Genomic DNA, 20238 nt, shown 5'->3' with positions numbered 1-20238 from the left:
TTATGTCGAATTTTCTTTAACTAATGGTGCCAGTGAGAGGAGAACTAGCACTAGCATATTGTTTTACAGGAATTCTACCCGCCAGATAAGCTAATCTTCCCGCCTCCGCAGCTAACCCCATTGCCCGCGCCATTGCTACAGGGTTTTGGGCTAAGGCGATCGCACTATTAACCAGTAAGGCATCGGCTCCCATTTCCATTGCTAAAGCTGCTTCGCTAGGGGTACCAATACCGGCATCTACTACTACGGGAACATTGGCTTCCTCGATGATAATGGCGATATTAGCTGCGTTATTAATTCCTTGCCCCGAACCGATAGGTGAACCTAGAGGCATTACTGTAGAGCAGCCAACCTCTTCCAAACGTTTGGCTAACAAAGGATCGGCATTAATATAGGGTAAAACAGCAAATCCTTCTTTGACTAGCTGTTCTGCTGCTTCTAAGGTACCGATAGGATCGGGCAAAAGATATTTGGCATCGGGAATGACTTCCAACTTGATAAAGTTATTATCTTCTTGTCCCAACAGCTTCGCCATTTCCCTACCCAAGCGAGCAACCCTTACTGCTTCTTCAGCAGTTTTACAGCCTGCGGTGTTGGGTAACATCCAGATTCTATCCCAGGCGATCGCTTCTGCTAATCCTTCATGTCCTGGAGCTTTAGTTTGGACTCTTCTCACTGCTACCGTAATGATTTCGCAACCACTAGCAGCTACACTTTGCTGCATTGCCTGCATACTAGGATACTTGCCAGTACCAGTCATCAGACGGGAATTGAATGTACGTCCAGCGATGGTTAGTTTATCAGTATCTTCAATAATTGTTTGATTAGGTAGTAACGAGGTAGTAGAAGGAGGTAAAGGAGCTTGAGGATTTGATTCTATCTGTAGTGGCAGTTTTTGTGCCTTATTGTCCAAATTACTAATGGAAGTCATATTGCTGGATTGATGATAAAAACGTTGGTAACTGAATTCAGCTAGTAGAGGGTCAGATTTTTCTTCTAGGATCAACTCGGCGCTCAAGGATGCAGTAATGGGAGCGAGAAGAATACCATTGCGATAATGTCCCGTAGCTAAAAATAGATTTTTACAGGCACTGCGACCAAGAATGGGTAATTCATCAGGAGTACCAGGGCGAAACCCCCACCAGAATTCTTCAATTTGCCAGTCGGCAACCGCAGGATATAATTCAGTAGCTTTATTAAGTAGACTTTGCATTCCTTTGGGAGTATTGAAAGGAGTCCAGTTCACCTCTTCCACTGTCGCACCAACAATTAATCTGCCATCTTGTCGGGGTACGAGATAAATATTTTCGCCGTACAGAACTCTTTGTAGAGGAAAAGGTTGATGCAGTTTTTGGGGCATCTTCAAAGACATCATTTGTCCTTTTACGGGGCGCACGGGTAAGGGTAATAATTGGCTGGACCAAGAACCCGCAGCGAGGACATACTGTTCCGCTTCGATTTGTCCCAGATCGGTTAAAACCTCGTTAACTCTGCCCTGTTTTTGTTGAATTGCTTTAACGCTAACACCCTCTTGGATTTCAACCCCTAAAGTTTGTGCCGCTTGCAAAAGCGATCGCATTAAACAACGGTTATCAACCTGTCCATCTTCGGGATACCACCAGCCACCAACGACGCGATCGCCTAATCCTGGTTGATAAAGTTGAATTGCCTGTTTATCTAACCAAACTGCATTATTATCTGTTTCGGAGATAGATTCTGGTTCGCTATATACAGGGGCGAGAATACCGCAGGGCAAATAGCCTGTCTCAACTCCTGTTAATTCCTCTAGTTTTTGTGTCCACCCAGGATATAGCCAACGAGATCTCAGACACAAATCCAGCATGGGGGGAGATGTAATTTTTTCTGCCATAGGAGCTAACATCCCCGCAGCAGCGTTACCAGCAGCTTGCACAAAATCCTTACTGATTACGGTAACTTTAGCCCCTTGGCGTTTTAACTCAATGGCGATCGCCAAGCCGATGATGCCACCACCAATTATAAGAATATCTCTAGATGCTTTCATACTTCCTAAACCCCCATCTTTATAACTTTAACGTCTTAAGCCGCGATTATCATCCAAGCAACATCAGTTAATAAATTTACCAATCGCCGAATTACCTATTTGTTAGCCAAATAATCCTTTTTGCCAGCACCTAAAATCCATATTTGCCACGAAAATTTATCCTACTACGACCAGGGTGTGCAAGACGCTCCCTTTATTCCTGATAGATTCTCACAAATCGATACTGTTTTCATTGCCACAGTCGCAAATATCTTAATATACTTGTACAAGTAATAAGGCAGGTTCAAACAATGAAAGTAATAACCTTTACTGAAGCGAGAAATAAGCTAAAAAACGTTTTAGATCGGGTAGTTGATGATGCTGACTATACTGTAATTACTCGACGTGATGCTGATGATGCGGTAGTTATGTCCCTTGATTATTTTAATAGCTTACTAGAAACCGTTCATTTGCTAAAATCTCCTGCTAATGCTGCTCACTTAGAACGTTCGATTACCCAATACAGACAGGGAAAAGTAACAGAAAAAGATTTATTGGATGACTAGTCGCATATTAGCCTGGACTGATGAGGCTTGGGATAGTTATGTTTATTGGCAGCGTTGCGACCCCGCGTTATGCGGAGCGGTATCCTTTAGGACGGCGAAAGACGCAAGGGAACGCGCAACAAGACAGACTCAGGATAAAAAAACACTAAAAAGAATCAACAAGCTTATTAAGGCAACTAAAAATACCCCGTTTGAAGGGATTGGCAAGCCTGAACCTTTGAAAGAAAATTTATCCGGTTTTTGGTCCCGTCGTATTGATGATACTAATCGCCTTGTCTACGCCGTAGATGACAATTATCTAACGATTATTTCTTGTCACTTTCATTATTAAAGCGAGATCTTGCTTCTCCTCCACAATCAACCTTGATATTATGGCTACTACAATTGAGAGCAAAATAATTTGAGTAATTTTTCCTAACGATTTGAAGATTAATCAAGATAATTCTCAACGTCTTAATCCTATTGACATTTTTTGGTTATTAATCTGGCTCATTTTGGGGCTAATACTTCGATTTAGTAATCTAAATTTCAAACCCGCTTCTTCGATCGAGATTGCAACTATTGGTTATAGTTTGGGTCATGGTTTTTCTGCTATTCCTCTAGATCAAATAATTTCCCTGGATACTTTACTCTCTCCACTGCGGTTCGATTCAGGGATTAATTATACTAATGTCCTGGAACGGTTAATACAGGAAAGTACTCATCCTCCTCTTTATTTTTGGCTGACTCATTGGTGGGTTAAATTATGGGTGCATGATGGGAATATAGTCTCATTGCAAGTTGCGCGATCGCTGAGTGCTATTTTGGGAGCTTTAGCTGTTCCGGCGATCTTCAGTTTGGGTTGGATGACATTTCGCTCTCGTTTGGTGGCGCATTTGGCAGCCGTATTAATGGCGATATCTCCCTACGGTATTTATCTAGCTCAAGAAGCCCGTCACTATACCCTGACTATTTTATGGGTCATTGCTTCGCTAACTTGTTTGGTCAAGACGATGCAATTAATTCAGCAGAGAATTGCTGTACGAGGATGGTTGATAGGTATTTGGATTGTAGTTAATGCTTTGGGAATTGCCACTCATTATTTTTTTGTTCTCGCTTTAGGGGCAGAAGCGATCGCCATTATAGTTTTTTGGCTATCTAATCCCCGTGAGCAAACTTTCAAGCAATGGCGTAGTATATATCTAGTTGGCTGGGGTACTTTAGTCAGTGGTTTAGTTTGGTTGCCGATAGTTAGAGGAATTTCTGACAATGAATTGACAAGTTGGATTACAACCAGTTTTGAACCCGAGGAAATTTTAGAGCCAATTCCTCGTATATTGGCATGGCTAATTACGATGGTCATGATGTTACCTGTCGAAGGTATATCTACCTGGGGAATTATAATTTCCGCATTAATAATTTTGGCGGTTTTAATCTGGGTAATACCTACTTTGATTCAGGGATGGCGATCGCTATTAATTAAGCCCCAGACTCGTATGCCAGCGATTCTTCTGGGAAGTTACTTCGTCAGTTCTATAGTTATTTTTTTCCTGATTATTTATGGCATGCGTAAAGATATTTCTCTAGCTGCCCGTTATCATTTTGTTTATTTTCCAGCATTTATTTTATTAGTTGCTGCTGCTATGGCTGCTTATTGGGGACGGGAAAGATTTACTTTCTCTAAAGATGCATCATGGTGGAGCAAATTCTCTGCTCAAGCCATCAAAAATAAAGTTGTTGTGGTGTTGTTGATCGTGGGATTTTTAGGCTCTCTTACCGTTGTCAATAACTTGGGATTTCAAAAATCAAGACATTCAGATTGCCTAGCGATTCATATTCAAGCGAATTCTAATTTTCCAGCTCTAGTTGCCATGACTCATCAAACTCATTCTGAGCTGCGTGAATTAATTGGATTAGCCTTCTCTTTTCAACGTCTAAATTCTCAAGATGAATTCTTGACTTCTCAATCCCCCCAATTTCTGCTAGTTCAGCAATACAAAAGTGATATAGATATAACCTTGCCTACCCTGAGCAGGATTTTAACTGTACAATCAAAACCCCTAAATTTATTCGGGGTTAATCTGCAAGTCGATGAAGAGCGACTTCCTGAACTCGGTTGCACTCTTGATAGTTCAATAGATTTATCTAATAGCGGCTATCGCGATCGTTTTTATCATTGTGAGTAATAGATTTTCAGCCAACTATCCCTTAACTCCACTACCAACATCAGTGGGAATAATATATCGTTGCAAAAACAAAAACAATAATAGAATCGGGGCGATCGAAATTACTGAACCGGCTGCTACTAATCTCCAGTCAAGAGAGAAAGACCCAGCTAAGTTAGCGACTGCTAGAGGAAGGGTGTAATAATCGGGGTCATCTAAAACAATTAAAGGCCACAGAAAATCACTCCACGAGCCAATGAACACAAAAATAGCTAAAGTCAACAAAGCAGGACGGATAGCTGGAATCATCACATTCCACCAAATACCGAGTTCGGAACAACCATCAATGCGAGCTGCTTCTTCTAGTTCTAAAGGAACTGCTTTGAGTGCCTGCCTTAACAAAAAAATGCCAAATGCCGAGGCGAGATTGGGAAAAATAATTCCCAAATAAGTATTTCTGAGACCTAGGTTTACTGCTAAGACATACAAAGGAATCATTACTATCTGAAAGGGAATCATGATAGTTGCTAAAACTAAGGCAAAAATAAACTCCCTGCCGTTAAAAGAAAGACGAGCTAAAGGATAAGCAGCTAAGGCACAAAATAATAAATTTAAACCAACGGTGAGAACAGCAACGATCGCACTATTCATCAAATACTGTCCAAAAGGCTCAGTTTGCCAAACTGTCACAAAGTTCTCGAAAGTAGGTTGGGTAGGAAATAGTTGTGGAGGAAAAGTAAAAATATCTTCTGTAGGAGATTTAAAAGAAGTGCCAATCAACCATAACAGCGGAAACAACATCAAAAAAGCGATCGCACCTAAAACAAAATACGTTCCCACAGTTTTAGTTATCGAGTTTTGATTCCTTGTCATCCCATCAACCTAAAAATCTAATATCCAAAATCTAGCACTCAATCCCTATTTTTGTTCTTTACACCGAAACCTCCCTTCCAGAAAATCTCTTTTGGCTAAATGTTTAGTATTACGCCCAGTAACTCGTTTACGCCACATTCTAAAGCTAGATGCTTTCATTTCTCGCCGCATCAAGGCTATTACTTGTTTTTCTTTTAATCCGAACTGAGTTTCAATGGCACTAAAGGGAGTTCGATCTTCCCAAGCCATCTCTACTACGCGATCAATTGTCTGAATATCTAAATCTGGTAATTTCATATTAAATTTTTAAGTCCCATTATGAACGATCAAGTATTGCTTGACACTGATTGATTGAATAGCTATTGATAACATCTTACTGACTGTCGATCATATTCTCTTCGATTCAAGACATTAAATTCAATGAAAAAAAGCTTTTATCTAGGAGTTGGACTTTTTGCCATCTGCTTCTTTCTGTCATTTTTTCCGGAGTTGCTACCCGAAAATTTGCCCCCGACAGCGATCAGGATGTTAGGAGTAACTTTTCTGATCGCTGTTTTTTGGCTGGCGGAAACAATTCCGATCCCTGCCACTTCCATTATTCCTCTGTTTCTGTTGCCTCTTCTGGGAATTCTTGCCTCTGGGGACGTAGCATCTGCCTATGGTTCTGATATTATTTTGCTGTTTATGACCGGTTTTTTTATTGCCACAGCTATTGAAAAATGGAATCTACATCGGCGGATTGCTTTGCACATCATTAAATTGGTGGGAACTCAACCAACACGATTAATTCTCGGTTTTATGATAGCCACCGCCGCACTGTCTATGTGGATATCCAATGCAGCTACAACTTTGATGATGTTACCGATAGCTACAGCCGCAATTGAACAAACTGAAGTAGTTAATCCCAAAAGCGGTATCAGTAAAACTCTAGGAACGGGACTGATGCTAGGAATTGCTTACGGAGCTAATATTGGAGGGATGGGAACTCCGATCGGAACTCCACCCAATCTTGTATTTTTAGCACAAATAGAAGAGGCTTTTCCGACTCTTCCAAGCATCGCATTTCTGCAATGGATGATTGTAGGAGTTCCATTGGTAATCATTTTTATACTTCTAACTTGGCTGTATTTGACTAAAGTCGGTGTTAAGTTGCCTAGGGAATTTTCAGCATCCACAGATGGTGGTTATATAGACGAAGAATTAAAAAAAATAGGGAAGATGTCGCAAGCAGAGAAATATGTGGCTATTTTATTTGCTCTTACGGCATTTTTATGGATTTTTCGGAGTGATATAACTATTGGTTCTTTCACCCTGACTGGTTGGGCTACATATCTGGGGGTGTCAGACTTCGTTAAAGACACAACCGTTGGTGCCATGATATCTGTAATTATGTTTTTGCTACCTGTAAAAACTGAAAAGGGCAAGCAAACAAAATTAATCGACTGGTCAACGGCTGTTAAAATTCCTTGGGGAATTTTACTCTTATTTGGAGGGGGAATTGCGATTTCTAAGGGGTTTGAAGCTTCTGGTTTATCTCAATTCTTTGCCGACAATTTACAAACTGGATTGCAGGGACTATCGATAATTGTAAGTGTGGTTATTGTCTGTATTTTTATGACTTTCTTGACAGAATTTACCTCGAATACAGCAGTCACCACCCTAATGATGCCCATCTTCGCAACTATAGCGCCGATTATGCAGGTAAATCCCCACTTATTAATGTGGCCTGCTGCTCTTTCGGCTTCTTGCGCCTTCATGATGCCTGTAGCAACTGCCCCCAACGCCATTGTTTACTCTCAGAATTATTTCACAATTGCCACAATGGCCAAGACAGGATTGATCTTGAATCTTATTGGCGTAATTTTGGTTAGCTTGCTAATAAATTTTGTAGCTATTCCGATGCTAAATTAAACCGAATCTAGTTTGAGCATGGGGGATGCTGAATTTAGTTCAGCATATCCAACCACGCTGTTGAAACCTGTAGTTTTAAATGTAACTGTTCGAGAAAGTAACAAGTAACGAGTAGCAAGTAAAAAGTTGTTCTTGATTCTATTCACTCAAACTTTATTTAACCAGCAAAACTCTAGTTTTCAATGTGGACAGGGTTTAATTCTCAAATACTAATTCCATTCTGTTCCCACGAAGTCTGATCACACCATAATTGATCCTTTCAATTAATAATACTCTTGAACCTAGGTCTAATTTTAAAGCTTTGGCGATCGCCTCATAAACAGAAATAGCGATCGCTTTTAACAATCTTTTAACTACATTTAATTGTAAATTTACTAGTCTTTAATCATAAACTTTTTTTAATTGATATTTTATAGCTGGGGCGTAGCCCCTTTATTAATTTGGTCTATCGGCGATCGCTTTGGCTTTTTACCTGGGTTATCCTCTGTATTGAGAATTTGAATTGAAATGCAAATATTACTTTGGTCTTTAGTACTTCTAGCATCTGTATGGGCTGCTCATTGGGGTTCAGATCAGTTAGCTGAACCTCTAGAAAAGCTGCGTCGTCAATGGGGACTAAGCGAAGCTGCGGGGGCTGCCTTTGTGGCATTAGCTACTGCTAGTCCTGAAGTTGGTACCAATACTGCTGCGGCAGTGCGGGGACTTTCTGATATTGGTTTAGGTAACTTACTCGGTAGCAATATTATTTCCGTTCCCGCGATCGTGTTGGTCTCTTACTTGGCTTCTCGCAGTAGCGACAAGAAAGTTAATCATCTTGAAGTTAAAACTGAAGCACTAAACGTCCAGGCAATTCCCTACATCTTGATAATTATTTTAGCTGCAATACTTACTGTTCCTGCACCCTGGCGTGGTCTACAACCTATTGATGGCTGGATAATGTTAGCAGCTTATTTTCTATATCTGGCTCAAGCAATTTTTCGGGAAAGGCAGTCAAGTAAAGAGGTACGTTGGCGTAAAGGAGAAGTTATAGTGGCACTTGCCGGAGCATTAGGATTGGCGATCGCAGCTTATTTTATTGTCACCGCTACCGAGCGTCTTGTATCCTTACTAAACATTTCTCAGATTATTGGTGGTTTGTTTATCACCTCTACCTTAAGCATTGCCCCAGAAGTCTTTGCTACTTGGAATGTGGCTAAAAGCGGACAAGTTACCGCAGCCACTACTAGCGTAATTGCTGATAATACCGCAACGATGACCTTGGCTTTATTTCCATTAGCGTTAGTAGGTCTACAAATTCAAGATCTTCGTCTGTTTGTGGTTAATTTGGTTTTTGTATCATTATTGGCGATAGCTTATGCAGCTTTTATACGTTGGGGTAAACAAAAAAATAGTTTTGAACTCTGGGAAGTACTGACTCTGATAGCAATTTATTTAATTTATTTAGCATTAATGATTTTTGCAATTCTCTAACACTATTTGTAAAAACATGAGGAAAATTGCCTAAATATACATTCTGGCGATCGCCAATTATGATTAGATACGGAATTAATTTTAATTATAAAAATTTCTAACAGTAATAAATGTGCATAATAAAAGAAAAAATGGAGAAAAAGACAAGATCCAAATACCTAAGTATTCTACAAATAAAAATAATAAGATTCCTATTATTAGCCAGTACAATTGGCAAAAAATCGGTAAGGTAGTAAATCCTATGAATATATCTAAAAGATAAGATTTAATTGCTCTTCCTCGATTGACAGAAAGTGATTTGGAAGTATTTGTTGTTTTTTTTAGTTTTTTTACTATCCAATCTATTAGCCCATTTTCTTTTCGGATAAAACCTCTGTTAATCTTGCGAGTAATTAGTGAAATACGATCAAGAAAATAAGTTATTTTTATCATCAAGTTAATTTCTTTTTCAAATAAATTTATCATAAATGATAATGGTACATACAATAACCAAATTCCTGCAAATGAATTTACCTCAGAAAGTAAAGGATCGAAAAAATAAAAATCTTCCAAAAAAATCATCAATCTAATCCAAAAAATCAAAATTATAATATAGGATATAATTATCTTAAAGCAACATCCAAGTATTGTAAAAATAAATGCTCCTATAATCAGCAATACAATACTTTTGTAATTTTCTAATTCAGGTAAAAATAAACTACTTAATTCTATATTTGGTCTCAAAAAACCAAACAATGACCAAATATAGATACTAATAAGTATCTTGCAGTATGTCTTGACAAAATTTGGTATAAAATTAGAGAAAGAATTCATGATCGCTTGAGTTGTCCAAATTATCTTTAATATAGTGGCGATCAATTTAGTAAACAATATACAAAATATGGAAAATTTTATTGAATTTTAAATAATAACTAGAAAAAAACTAGAATTAGAAGTTACCTTTGACTATCTAAAAAAATAAATATAAGAGATTATATTGTGAATAAAGATAATGAATAATATAAAAATTTATCCAGGAAAAACTAAATATTGTAATGTAGATATCGAAGTAAATAAATAGGTATTTGGAAGAGGGAATAAAGCTGAATTAGTAGAGAAAGTTAGAAAGAGCGATCACTATATTCCTGAACTATCTCTAGTAGCCAAACTAGATAATAAAATCGTCGGTCATATTATGTTTAGCTATTTAGATATAGTAGATAAAGAAACTACTCAAGTTTTAGCTTTAGAGGATGTCTGAAAAGTTATCAACTATGCTAATCGTCGAAGCATAATCCGAATCATAGCAACCTGAATCATGGCTTCGGAAGTTGCTGGTAGAACTTCATAATCTAAGTTCTCAAAATGCTTTGTCCATTCTTTCTACACCTGCTCACAATCAATATTCGCCTTGATTGACGAGGATTCGCGAATTTTCTTGTTGTCGAGGGATGCTTCTCCAAACCTTTTGCCATGACGAATCCTGATTATTAAATGGATTCCTTTAGCATATTACAGCTTCATTTTTCTTACGCTTATCCTGCATAGAGCTGTTTAAATTGACTTAACTCTGTCTTTTGACTCATCCCACAGATTTTTGTTTCACTACCCGTAAAAACACGAGGAAAATTGCCCGAATATACATTCTGGCGATCGCCAATTATAATTAGGCACGGAAGCAAAGAAGACTTAATTCCAATTGCTGATTTTGATGAATTTGAAGGCGATCGCAAAATTCAAAAAGCTTATAGCTATTAAGATTAGCTCTGAATTTTTTAATTCACATTAGACGTCTCTAAAATTTTTTTAAGTAGCAATCATAATAGCAAGATTAAGTTTTACGGTTTTAATACCCACAAAAGTGAGGTAATGAATTACTCTTTCATCATGCAATATAGACTTTTGAACCCGCGTAATTGGTAATGAACAGTAATCGATTTTCATACCTGTGGCAACAACTACAAAAAATTAGTAAATACCTAGTATTATTTTCCATCTGCTTTGCTTTGACTGTGGGATGTAGTAACAATCAAACACAAAACAATGCAAGCAACAATCTCGATAGTAATCGAATTTCTGTCGGAACAACTCTTAAGCCCCGTACTCTCGACCCAGCAGATAACTATGAGTTAGCTGGATTAAATATTATCTACAATGTTGGAGAAAGTCTTTATACATACCAAGTAGGTACAACAGAGATTAAACCGTTGTTGGCTAAAGCAATGCCCCAAATCAGCGACGATAATTTGACCTACACCATTCCCTTACGTCAAGGAGTAACCTTCCATGATGGAGCAGCTTTTAACGCTGAAGCAATGGCATTTTCTCTACAACGCTTTATTCAGAATGGGGGAAAACCTGCCTTCTTGCTGGGAGATGTAATCGATGAAGTGGAAGCGACAGGGGAATATGAACTAACAATTCGTATCAAACAACCCTTTGCCGCTCTGACTGCCTTGCTAGCTTTTCCTGGTGCTTGTGCAGTATCGCCTCAGGCTTACAAAATTGGAGAAGGAGAATTTAATCCCAATATTCTCGTAGGTACAGGGAAATATAAACTAGCTCAGTTTAAGAGTGATTCTATTAGTTTAGATGTCAATGAAAGTTACTGGGGGGATAAACCAGCAAACCAGGGAATAAATATTCAGATCTATGCCGGAAACTCAGCCAATTTATTTAATAGTTTTAAGACTGGGGCCATAGATGTGGCTTATCAGTCTCTTGACCCACAACAAATCGAAAATTTAATCGATCATGCGGGAAATAAATGGCAAGTAATTGAGGGTTCAGGCACGGTAGTTAATTATTTAGTTCTCAATCTGCAACAAGAACCCCTGAATATGCCAGAAGTGCGTCAGGCGATCGCTTCAATCATCAATCGCACTTTAATTAATGACAGAGTATTAAAAGGACAAGCAGAACCAATTTATAGTCTGATTCCCACTGCTTTTGATTCTTATCATCCTAGCTTAGAAAAATATTACGGTGATGTTCATACTGATAATGCCAAAAAATTACTAACTACAGCGGGTTATTCCACCGAAAATCCGGCTATTATTGAAATTTGGCATCCCTCTGGTTCAATTACTCGTGGTATCGTTGCTGAAACAATTAAAGCTTCTACTGAACAAGAGTTAGGTGGTATGGTTCAGTTTATTCCCAATAGTGTCGAGTCAGCTTCATTTTTTGGCAACTTAAGCCAAGGTATATACCCCTCAGCTTTGGTGGATTGGTATCCCGATTTTCTAGACCCCGATAATTACATTCAGCCTTTTCTTAGCTGTAGCAAAGGCTCACCTAATATCGGTTGTGAAGAGGGAGCAGCTCAAAGTAGAGGCTCATTTTATTATAGCCATCGCGCTAATTTATTAATTGACCAATCTCGACATGAGCAAGATCCTAATAAACGACAAGCTCTCTTTATCGAATTACAACAATTGCTAGCTCAAGATGTTCCCTATATTCCTCTTTGGCAAACTAAAGACTATGTCTTTGCACAAAATGTGGTTAACGGTGTAAAAATTAACCCCAGCCAGAATTTTCCTTTCTGGACAATCAGGAAAATGAACCATTAATATTAATGAGTATTTCTGATTTATCTGTAATTAATCAGGCTAATGGCTAAGAGCATATATAACCAAACAATTTACAGTTTTTGTTTGGCATAACAATCTATGAAACTGATTATTCAAATTCCCTGTTATAACGAGGAAGCAACTTTAGGGTTAACTCTATCGGAACTTCCTCGTAAACTACCAGGTATAGACCAAGTGGAATGGTTGATTATTAATGATGGTAGTCGCGATCGCACCCTCGAAGTTGCTCAAGCTTGTGGAGTAGACCATATTGTAAATTTTCAATCTAATCAAGGCTTGGCAAAAGTTTTTATAGCAGGAATTGAGGCTTCTCTTAAAGCTGGTGCTGATATTATTGTGAATACCGATGCCGATAATCAATATTGTGCGGCAGATATCCAGAAATTAATTGCACCAATAATTGAAGGTAAAGCCGAAATAGTGATTGGTGCTAGACCAATTCAGGAAATTCAACATTTTTCACCATTTAAAAAGTTTTTGCAACGACTAGGTAGTTTAGTGGTACGTCTTGCTAGCCAAACTAGTATTCCCGATGCACCTAGTGGTTTTCGGGCAATTAGTCGTGAGGCTGCCTTAAGATTAAATGTTTTTAATGAATATACCTACACTCTGGAAACTATTATCCAAGCTGGTCAAAAGGGATTGGTAATTACTTCTGTTCCGATCCGTACCAATGGCTATTTGCGTCCTTCTAGGTTGGTTAAAAGCATTACCGCTTATGTGCAGCACTCTATACTGACAATTGTGCGCATTTTTATGACCTATCGTCCTCTCCAGTTTTTTATGATGTTGGGGAGTCTGCCTTTTAGCCTGGGAACTTTATTATGTTGTCGCTGGTTATTATTATTTTGGGGCATAATTGGCGATGATCCTGCTAAACCTCGGGTTCCCAGTTTAATTTTGGCTGCTATGTTGATTTTAATCGGAGTACAGCTCTGGATATTTGGTTTAATTGCTGACTTGATGGGAGTTAATCGTCAATTACTCGAAGATATTCAACTTCGATTACGACGAAATGAATTGGAACCAAAAGGAGATCGCCAAAAAGAGGGTATTTGCAAATAATTAGGGCTTATAGAACTTACTGCGCTTTTCAGTTAAAAGTAAATTTTGTCATCTAAATATCAGATTTCAACTAATTTTTAATGCTCTAATGTCTTCGAATATAATCTGCCAATTTTGAAATTAAAGAGGTTTTGAAATGAAACGCAAATCTTTTATTCAAATGCTTGTCGCTAGTGCTTTATTTTCCCCGATAATTAGCTCTGGATGTAGTAATAATCAATCACAAACAAGCGATAGCGATACAGAACTAGATACCTCTGACCCTGAATTATCAGCCCCAGATGCTGCGTCAGAAAATCAATCTTTGATTCTGACTACAGCTACTACTGGAGGGACATACTATCCAGTAGGGGTAGCGATCGCTACTTTAATTAGCCAAGAAACACCCCTAAAGATGAACGCGATTGATTCGGCAGGTTCGGCAGAAAACATTCAGTTACTCAAAAACCAGGAAGCAGATCTAGCGATCTTACAGGCTCTATTCAGTGAGATGGCGTGGTCGGGTAAAGGTCAATATGAGGGTCAACCCGAACAACAATTTCGTTCGATAACTATGCTCTGGCCTAATGTAGAACATTTTATTGTTAAGAGTAAAGCAGTTGAGACTGGTAATATTCAAGATCTTGAAAATTATAAAGGTAAGGCTTTCTCAATTGGTAAGCGAGGTTCAGGAACAGAAACTTCTGGTAAAACTATTCTTCAAGGTTTAGGGTTTGATGTTGAATCAGATTTTCGTCCCGAGCATATGGGATATTCTGAATCAGCAGAAGCAATGCAAAACGGTCGAATTGAAGCGATGAATATTCCTGCCGGACCTCCAGCCTCCGCGGTATCTCAGACCTATGCCTCTATGGGAGCAGATCAAATTACGGTTTTAGAGTTTACCCCCGAACAATTGAACAAGATCAATGGGGTTTTTCCAGTATGGCAGCCATACACTATAGAAGCGGGGGTTTATCCTAATCAGCAACAGCCAATTCAAACTATTGCTCAACCTAATTTATTGGCGGTTCATCCGGATATAGATAGCGGTACAGTTTATCAAATTACTAAAACAATTTACGAGAATTTGCCCAAATTGAAGCAATTTCATCAAGCAACTCAAGAAATGGACTTAAATGCCGCGATTTCTGGTTTGACTACACCGCTACATCCGGGAGCGATTCAATATTATCAAGAAAAAGGATTAACAATACCCGAGCACCTGAGCATAGCATAGAGACAAAAAAAGACAGTTAACCTGCCTGAGCAGGGTAGAAAGCTCAATTACGCTCAGGCATTGTAGAAAAGAATGGATGAGGTCTATCTGGTAGCGGGATTTAAAGGTCAACCTCTCAAGGTCTCCCAAAAGAGAAGCGAAAGCGGTCGCCAACGAAGGCTCAAGGAGAAACTAGGCAGCTTGGATTGTACCCAAAGGAGAAATTGAAACCTGTTCACTGTTGAGTATCGAGGGTAATTCTGCCGTCTTCTAGTTCAACAATGCGATCAGCAACATCGAGAATACGATTATCGTGAGTCACAATCAAAATAGTACAGCCTTGTTCTCTGGCTAATTGCTGCATTAATTCCACTACATCTCGTCCAGATTTACTATCCAATGCTGCTGTAGGTTCATCAGCTAAGACTATTTTGGGATGGGAAACTAAGGCACGAGCGATCGCAACCCGTTGTTTTTGACCTCCTGAGAGATTCTGGGGATGATAATCGATATGTTCCTCTAAACCAACAGACGATAGCAAAGCGATCGCTCTTTGTTCCACTTCCGAACTTTTAATTTCGTCATGTAATTCCAAGGACATCTGCACATTTTGTTTCGCCGTTAAAGAAGCTAGTAAATTATGCGCTTGGAAAATATAGCCAATATTTTTTCTAGTTTGTACTAGCTTGTTTTTCTTGGCTCCCACTAACTCCTCTCCAAATACCTTGAGACTACCTGATTGCGCCGATCGTAATCCACCCATGAGAGTTAATAAAGTAGTTTTTCCCGAACCAGAAGGTCCTTTTAAGATAATTACTTCTCCCGAATTAAGTACTAAATCAATATCAAATAATATTTGCTTTTTTAACTTGCCTTCACCAAAAAAATGATTTAAGTTTTGAATATTTACGACTTTTGCTGTTGATTTGTAGGTACTCATAATTTACTTAGCAAAATTCTTTCAATAATACATTATTTATTTTTTCAAAAACATTAGATTTATTTTACTTTGTATATTGATAAACCACACTACAGTTTCTGCCATTGTTTTTAGCTTCATACAATGCTTGATCGGCGAATTTAATTAGCATACTCAAATTCTCTTGTGGATCATCAGCAAAAATCTGAGAGCTAGATATACCAAAACTTGCTGTAAATATTATATTATGATTTTCATGTTCAACTTGCGCATTACTAATTGACATCCGAATTCTTTCAATAACTTTAATCGCTTCTTTTTGATCACAATCTTTGAGAATCAAGATAAATTCTTCACCCCCATACCTGCCAAAATAATCTGCTTTTCTTAGATGTTTTCTACATAATTCACCAGCCTTTTGTAGAACCAGATCTCCTGCTTGATGTCCATATCTATCATTGATATTTTTAAATTTATCTAAGTCCATCATAATGACATAGATCCATTTATTTTCATGCTTAGCAGTAGAAATAATATCTTTGGCTCTTTCAAGAAAAAAACTTCTATTAAATGCTCCAGTTAATTGATCGTAAATGACAAGCTTACGTACTTGTTTTTCAAGAGAATCAATTTCAAATATTAACTTTACTTGAAAATAAGACATGACAGGAGCAACAATAGCAGGAATAATAATAGTTATAATCCAATTGTATAAATATAGTTGCTTTCCACAAATTATAACAATGATTTCTGCAACAATAAGAGATGATAATATAGATAATATTGTAACTACTAAAACAGTTTTTTTTAAACCCATATTAATTATGGTCTGTCTCATTTCCACTATTGTCAGTTAAGCCAAGTATACTTATATTTTATATTAGTACTATCAATCTAAACCAACAAAGATAATTTACATTTTGCATAGTAACAATAGTTCAAATCACAATTTTTATAAATATTAGCAATAAGTAATAAGTAATCTAATAGTTTTAGATTAGATAAAAACTTAAATGATTGAAAAATCAAATATAGATATTTGCATTTAATTCATCTCGTTAATTTCCCGCGAAAACACTGCTATATACTTGGTAAATGTTAAAAAATGTCAGCAGGATCTGCTGCGCTTAATTTTCTGACAGCAACACTACCAGAAGCACAGCACATAATAACGGTAAGAATTAAGACAGTTGTTGCTCGATTAACCGTCATGGCTAGAGGTAAAGCCGTTGCTCCTGCTGCCAGACTATATAATCCAGTTGCGATCGCATAGCCTGGTAAAAAACCTAATACGGCCAAAATTACCGCTTCTTGAAATACTAAAATTACAAAATAACTATCTCTGTATCCCATTGCTTTGAGAGTGGCATACTCTGATAAGTGATTTGCCACATCAGTATAGAGAATTTGGTAAACAATAACTGTACCAACCACAAAACCAATTGCTGTACCTAAAGTAAAAATAAAGCCAATGGCAGTAGCATTTTGCCAGTAAGATATTTCTTCCTGAATAAATTCCTCGCGATCAAATATTTCGACATCTTGGGGTAATTTAGCCTTGAGGTTAGCTTTCGCTAATTCTATATCCGTTCCTGGTTTGAGGTTGATAATCCCGACATCAATCAATCCCTTTTGGCGATCGTCAAATAAACGTAAAAAGTTAGTATCACTGGTAATAATATTGCCATCAGCAGCAAAAGAAGCACCCATGGAAAATAATCCCCGCACTGTCACTTTACGAGAAGAGACTTCCGCTTTTACTGTTCCATTTTGTTGTAGTAATTCGGCAATTGCGCCAAATTCTGCCCGCGATTGCTTATCGAATAAAACTACATCAGGAAGTTTGATCTGGTCAATATTTTCTTTGATTCCTGGAAAGTTGACCGGATTTTGAGCCGGATTAAAACCAATAGTTAAAATAGTGCGAGTATTGCGCTCTATAGGATTTTTCCAAGAGCCATAATTAAGATAAATAGGAACTACTGATTCTACCTGGTCAACTGCCGCTGATTGATACAAGCGTCTTTCAGAAAAAGGTTCAGTAAAGCCTAAAGCATCAGACTGAGGACTCATCAGAAATATATCACCCTGCAACGCTTTATGAAAAGTAACGCTACTATCAAACAAAGCTGCCTGAAAACCTAGCTGAATAAACATCAGCATATCAGCAAAACCAATCCCCGCTAAAGCAATTAATAAACGGGCTTTTTCATGGCTTAACTGTAACCAAGAAAGAGGAGTTTTCATTTTTGTTGCTTGTTAATTGTTAATTGTTGATTTTTAATAGCTAAGAGCCGTTATATAGCAATACGAACTTTTATTAGGAGACTCATTACTCGTTACTCGTTACTCGTTACTCACCCTTCGGGAGGTGCGCATTCCCTTGCCCAGATAACGCTCCTAGGTAAACGCCTTACGTCGACGCGGTGAGACAGTCCGTTGGCGGGGTTCCCCCGCTTGAAGGAACTGTCGAACCCTTTAGGGGGTCGCACCTTTACTTACGAGCAATCAAATAAACTGGTTCTAACGTAACTTTGTAAGGCTATAAATTAATCTTGACCATCGCTTTGGAATTAGTTAGATGAGAAATTCGACTACTAGTTTCAGCATCGAGGTGTATGTTGACCTCTACTACTCTGCTATCGACATCAGCAGCAGGATCGGTATTTAAGACATCTTGTTTGCCAATTTTTAAACCAATTTGACTAACTTTACCTGTAACTTCTCCCTTAAACGCTCCTGTTTCACTCTTGATGTAGGCGGTTTGTCCCAGTTTGACTTTGCGAATATCACTTTCATAGACTTCAGCAACCACCATCATCCTGCTGGTTTGAGCAAATTCTACTACTCCATCGTCGCCAACTATTTCTCCAGGATAAGTAGTAATTTTGATGATTTGTCCATCTGTAGGTGCTTTGACGCTAGTAAGTTCTAAGTCTTCTTCAGCTTGTTGTAGAGCGGCGATCGCTCTGTCTACTTCGGACTGGGCTTTAATTACATCTACTTCCCTGACTTCACCAATGCTATCTAGAGTAGCTTCTGCTTCTAGAATTTGTTCTTGAAGAGTGCTTTTATTTTGAAGCGCGATCGCTTGAGCTTGATTGATTTGTTGTTGCAGAGTATCGAGGGTCCGATTATAACTAGCCTGGGCTTCAGCAACCGCTTTTTGGGCTGTATCTACTGCTAAACGGCGAGAATCTAATTCTGATTCTGAGATTACACCTTCTTGGGCTAATTTTTGGTAACGTTTGAACTCACTTGCTGCGTTCTGTAATTCTGCCTTGAGGCGATCTCTTGTTGCCTGTTTTTCTGAGATTTCTGTACGGAGTTGTGCTTGTAACCGAGCTATTTCTGCTCGATCTGCTGCAATCTCTCCTTCTAGCCGTGCCTTAACTTGTTTGAGATTGGCTGCTTGAGCGTCGATATCTCCTTGTTTGGCTCCTGCTTGAATGATGGCTAAGTCGGCTTTAGCTATTTTCAGTTCTTGACGTGCTAACTCTACCGCTGCACTGGCACGCCTATAATTATCTACTAAAGCAATAGTTTGTCCTGATTTAACGCGATCGCCCTCTTCTACTAGTAGCTTAGCTATTTTTGCTCCTCCTAGATCTGGTGAGGGAGAAAGCTGTATCATCTTTCCCTGAGGTTCAATTCTCCCCAATGCTGTTACGGCATTAATTGGCTGAAGCTGAACCGTTTCAGTTTCTTCTTGAGTAGCAGTTTGACTTAAGGTATATATAGTTGTCGCGCTGACAAGTGCTAATCCAGCCAAACAAGAGATAATAATTAATTGGTTATTTAGTGGTAATTTTTTAAGTCTATCCATAAGTCTTATAGCAATTATTTATTCATCTTTTTCACTGGAGATAACAGCAAGCTGATTAAAAATTCACCAAACTCTTTAAAGCTGAGATCGAATTCCTGATCTCTTTCAGTACGCTCCCAAAAACCTATAAAAGCGAAGTAGCCGATCTCTGCTTTATGTCTTGCTTCTACTGCATCAAAACCATAGTCTTGCAGCAATTGATTCAGATAGTTAACCCGCATAGTTTCGACAATGCGTACTCGATCTTGTACTGCTGGCTCTTGATTTGCCCAAATAACAATAGCTGTTTCGGGATCGGGCTGGTTGCACAATTCCTCTGCCAAAGTAAATAGTTTGACGATCTGCTCTTTAGGAGTAGGCTCTTGTTGTGATTCTTCAATTAGCCACAAAGTTTCATTTTCCCAACGCTGCAAAATTCCTTCGAGTAATTCTTGGCGGTTTTTAAAATGCCAATAAAAACTACCTTTACTTACCTCCAATTGACGAGCTAATACTTCCACTTTGACGGCGGCGACTCCTTGATTTGCCATAAGTAGCCATCCGGCATTAATCCAGTCTGTTTTTGTTAAAGCCAATTCTCTTTCCATACGGCAACGTATGTTTTTATTTTAGACAATAAAAAACACACTGTCAATACGGTAGCGTATGTTTTTATTTAAGCGAATTTTTAGGAAGAGATAGTTAGTATT

The 20238-nt window shown here is 38.3% G+C and carries 19 protein-coding genes; 9 read left to right on the top strand and 10 right to left on the bottom strand.

The genetic code is table 11. The features are described from left to right. Positions 1 to 16 precede the first annotated feature (16 nt). Positions 17 to 2023, bottom strand: coding sequence for a glycine oxidase ThiO (gene thiO / locus PLEUR7319_RS43285; protein ID WP_019505333.1), 2007 nt, complete (start codon positions 2021 to 2023; stop codon positions 17 to 19). Between the two features lie 290 nt (positions 2024 to 2313). Between thiO and PLEUR7319_RS0111290 the strand changes: the two genes are divergently transcribed. The 3 genes from PLEUR7319_RS0111290 to PLEUR7319_RS0111280 all read left to right on the top strand — a co-directional run bounded on the left by PLEUR7319_RS0111290 (position 2314) and on the right by PLEUR7319_RS0111280 (position 4733). Further along, on the top strand, positions 2314 to 2568 hold the full coding sequence (locus PLEUR7319_RS0111290; protein WP_019505332.1) for a type II toxin-antitoxin system Phd/YefM family antitoxin: 255 nt from the start codon (positions 2314 to 2316) through the stop codon (positions 2566 to 2568). Next, positions 2561 to 2899: a Txe/YoeB family addiction module toxin gene (locus PLEUR7319_RS0111285; RefSeq protein ID WP_019505331.1), complete on the top strand. Its 339-nt coding sequence runs from the start codon at positions 2561 to 2563 to the stop codon at positions 2897 to 2899. Before PLEUR7319_RS0111290 ends, PLEUR7319_RS0111285 begins: the two co-directional genes overlap by 8 nt. 91 nt (positions 2900 to 2990) lie before the next feature. Beyond that, positions 2991 to 4733, top strand: a complete 1743-nt coding sequence (locus PLEUR7319_RS0111280; protein ID WP_019505330.1) for a hypothetical protein — start codon at positions 2991 to 2993, stop codon at positions 4731 to 4733. Positions 4734 to 4748: 15 nt separating this feature from the next. Here PLEUR7319_RS0111280 and PLEUR7319_RS0111275 read toward each other — a convergent pair whose 3' ends face one another. Together PLEUR7319_RS0111275 and PLEUR7319_RS0111270 are read right to left on the bottom strand one after the other, a co-directional pair. Beyond that, positions 4749 to 5585 carry a carbohydrate ABC transporter permease gene (locus tag PLEUR7319_RS0111275; protein ID WP_026102452.1) on the bottom strand — a complete coding sequence of 279 codons (837 nt, stop codon included), beginning with the start codon at positions 5583 to 5585 and terminating at the stop codon, positions 4749 to 4751. Between the two features lie 45 nt (positions 5586 to 5630). Then, positions 5631 to 5882 carry a TIGR03643 family protein gene (locus PLEUR7319_RS0111270; protein ID WP_019505328.1) on the bottom strand — a complete coding sequence of 84 codons (252 nt, stop codon included), beginning with the start codon at positions 5880 to 5882 and terminating at the stop codon, positions 5631 to 5633. Positions 5883 to 6005: 123 nt separating this feature from the next. Between PLEUR7319_RS0111270 and PLEUR7319_RS0111265 the strand changes: the two genes are divergently transcribed. Further along, positions 6006 to 7496, top strand: coding sequence for a DASS family sodium-coupled anion symporter (locus PLEUR7319_RS0111265; protein WP_019505327.1), 1491 nt, complete (start codon positions 6006 to 6008; stop codon positions 7494 to 7496). 195 nt (positions 7497 to 7691) lie between these two features. Here the strand turns inward: PLEUR7319_RS0111265 and PLEUR7319_RS42595 are convergent, their stop codons facing one another. Continuing rightward, positions 7692 to 7841 carry a hypothetical protein gene (locus PLEUR7319_RS42595; RefSeq protein WP_237743558.1) on the bottom strand — a complete coding sequence of 50 codons (150 nt, stop codon included), beginning with the start codon at positions 7839 to 7841 and terminating at the stop codon, positions 7692 to 7694. A gap of 162 nt (positions 7842 to 8003) precedes the next feature. On the opposite strand from PLEUR7319_RS42595, the gene PLEUR7319_RS0111255 reads away from it, so the two are divergent. Further along, positions 8004 to 8966 (top strand): sodium:calcium antiporter, encoded by a 963-nt coding sequence (locus tag PLEUR7319_RS0111255; protein ID WP_019505326.1) that lies wholly within the window; start codon positions 8004 to 8006, stop codon positions 8964 to 8966. A gap of 81 nt (positions 8967 to 9047) precedes the next feature. On the opposite strand, the gene PLEUR7319_RS0111250 is transcribed toward PLEUR7319_RS0111255, so the two are convergent. Next, positions 9048 to 9689, bottom strand: a complete 642-nt coding sequence (locus tag PLEUR7319_RS0111250; protein WP_237743557.1) for a hypothetical protein — start codon at positions 9687 to 9689, stop codon at positions 9048 to 9050. Between the two features lie 885 nt (positions 9690 to 10574). Here PLEUR7319_RS0111250 and PLEUR7319_RS43100 point away from each other — a divergent pair. The 4 genes from PLEUR7319_RS43100 to PLEUR7319_RS0111230 all read left to right on the top strand — a co-directional run bounded on the left by PLEUR7319_RS43100 (position 10575) and on the right by PLEUR7319_RS0111230 (position 14825). After that, positions 10575 to 10703: a hypothetical protein gene (locus PLEUR7319_RS43100; RefSeq protein WP_019505324.1), complete on the top strand. Its 129-nt coding sequence runs from the start codon at positions 10575 to 10577 to the stop codon at positions 10701 to 10703. 164 nt (positions 10704 to 10867) lie between these two features. Continuing rightward, positions 10868 to 12520 (top strand): ABC transporter substrate-binding protein, encoded by a 1653-nt coding sequence (locus tag PLEUR7319_RS0111240; RefSeq protein ID WP_019505323.1) that lies wholly within the window; start codon positions 10868 to 10870, stop codon positions 12518 to 12520. A 99-nt stretch (positions 12521 to 12619) separates the two neighbouring features. Then, positions 12620 to 13606: a glycosyltransferase family 2 protein gene (locus tag PLEUR7319_RS0111235; protein ID WP_019505322.1), complete on the top strand. Its 987-nt coding sequence runs from the start codon at positions 12620 to 12622 to the stop codon at positions 13604 to 13606. A gap of 136 nt (positions 13607 to 13742) precedes the next feature. Beyond that, positions 13743 to 14825, top strand: coding sequence for a TAXI family TRAP transporter solute-binding subunit (locus PLEUR7319_RS0111230; protein WP_019505321.1), 1083 nt, complete (start codon positions 13743 to 13745; stop codon positions 14823 to 14825). 214 nt (positions 14826 to 15039) lie between these two features. On the opposite strand, the gene PLEUR7319_RS0111225 is transcribed toward PLEUR7319_RS0111230, so the two are convergent. The 5 genes from PLEUR7319_RS0111225 to PLEUR7319_RS0111205 form a co-directional block, all read right to left on the bottom strand. Then, a complete protein-coding gene (locus tag PLEUR7319_RS0111225) occupies positions 15040 to 15744 on the bottom strand; it encodes a DevA family ABC transporter ATP-binding protein (RefSeq protein WP_019505320.1) in 705 nt (234 codons plus the stop codon). Positions 15745 to 15808: 64 nt separating this feature from the next. After that, complete coding sequence (locus PLEUR7319_RS34960; RefSeq protein WP_019505319.1) at positions 15809 to 16540, bottom strand: GGDEF domain-containing protein; 732 nt, start codon at positions 16538 to 16540, stop codon at positions 15809 to 15811. Positions 16541 to 16821: 281 nt separating this feature from the next. Then, positions 16822 to 17970: an ABC transporter permease DevC gene (devC, locus tag PLEUR7319_RS0111215; RefSeq protein WP_019505318.1), complete on the bottom strand. Its 1149-nt coding sequence runs from the start codon at positions 17968 to 17970 to the stop codon at positions 16822 to 16824. 295 nt (positions 17971 to 18265) lie between these two features. Beyond that, positions 18266 to 19549, bottom strand: a complete 1284-nt coding sequence (locus tag PLEUR7319_RS0111210; protein ID WP_019505317.1) for an ABC exporter membrane fusion protein — start codon at positions 19547 to 19549, stop codon at positions 18266 to 18268. 14 nt (positions 19550 to 19563) lie between these two features. Next, positions 19564 to 20124, bottom strand: coding sequence for a TetR/AcrR family transcriptional regulator (locus PLEUR7319_RS0111205; RefSeq protein WP_026102451.1), 561 nt, complete (start codon positions 20122 to 20124; stop codon positions 19564 to 19566). Positions 20125 to 20238 lie beyond the last annotated feature (114 nt).

The organism is Pleurocapsa sp. PCC 7319 (genome assembly GCF_000332195.1).
Classification (GTDB): Bacteria; Cyanobacteriota; Cyanobacteriia; order Cyanobacteriales; family Xenococcaceae; genus Waterburya.
Note: the sequence above shows the minus strand (reverse complement) of the source record. Positions and strands in the feature narration are given on the sequence as shown.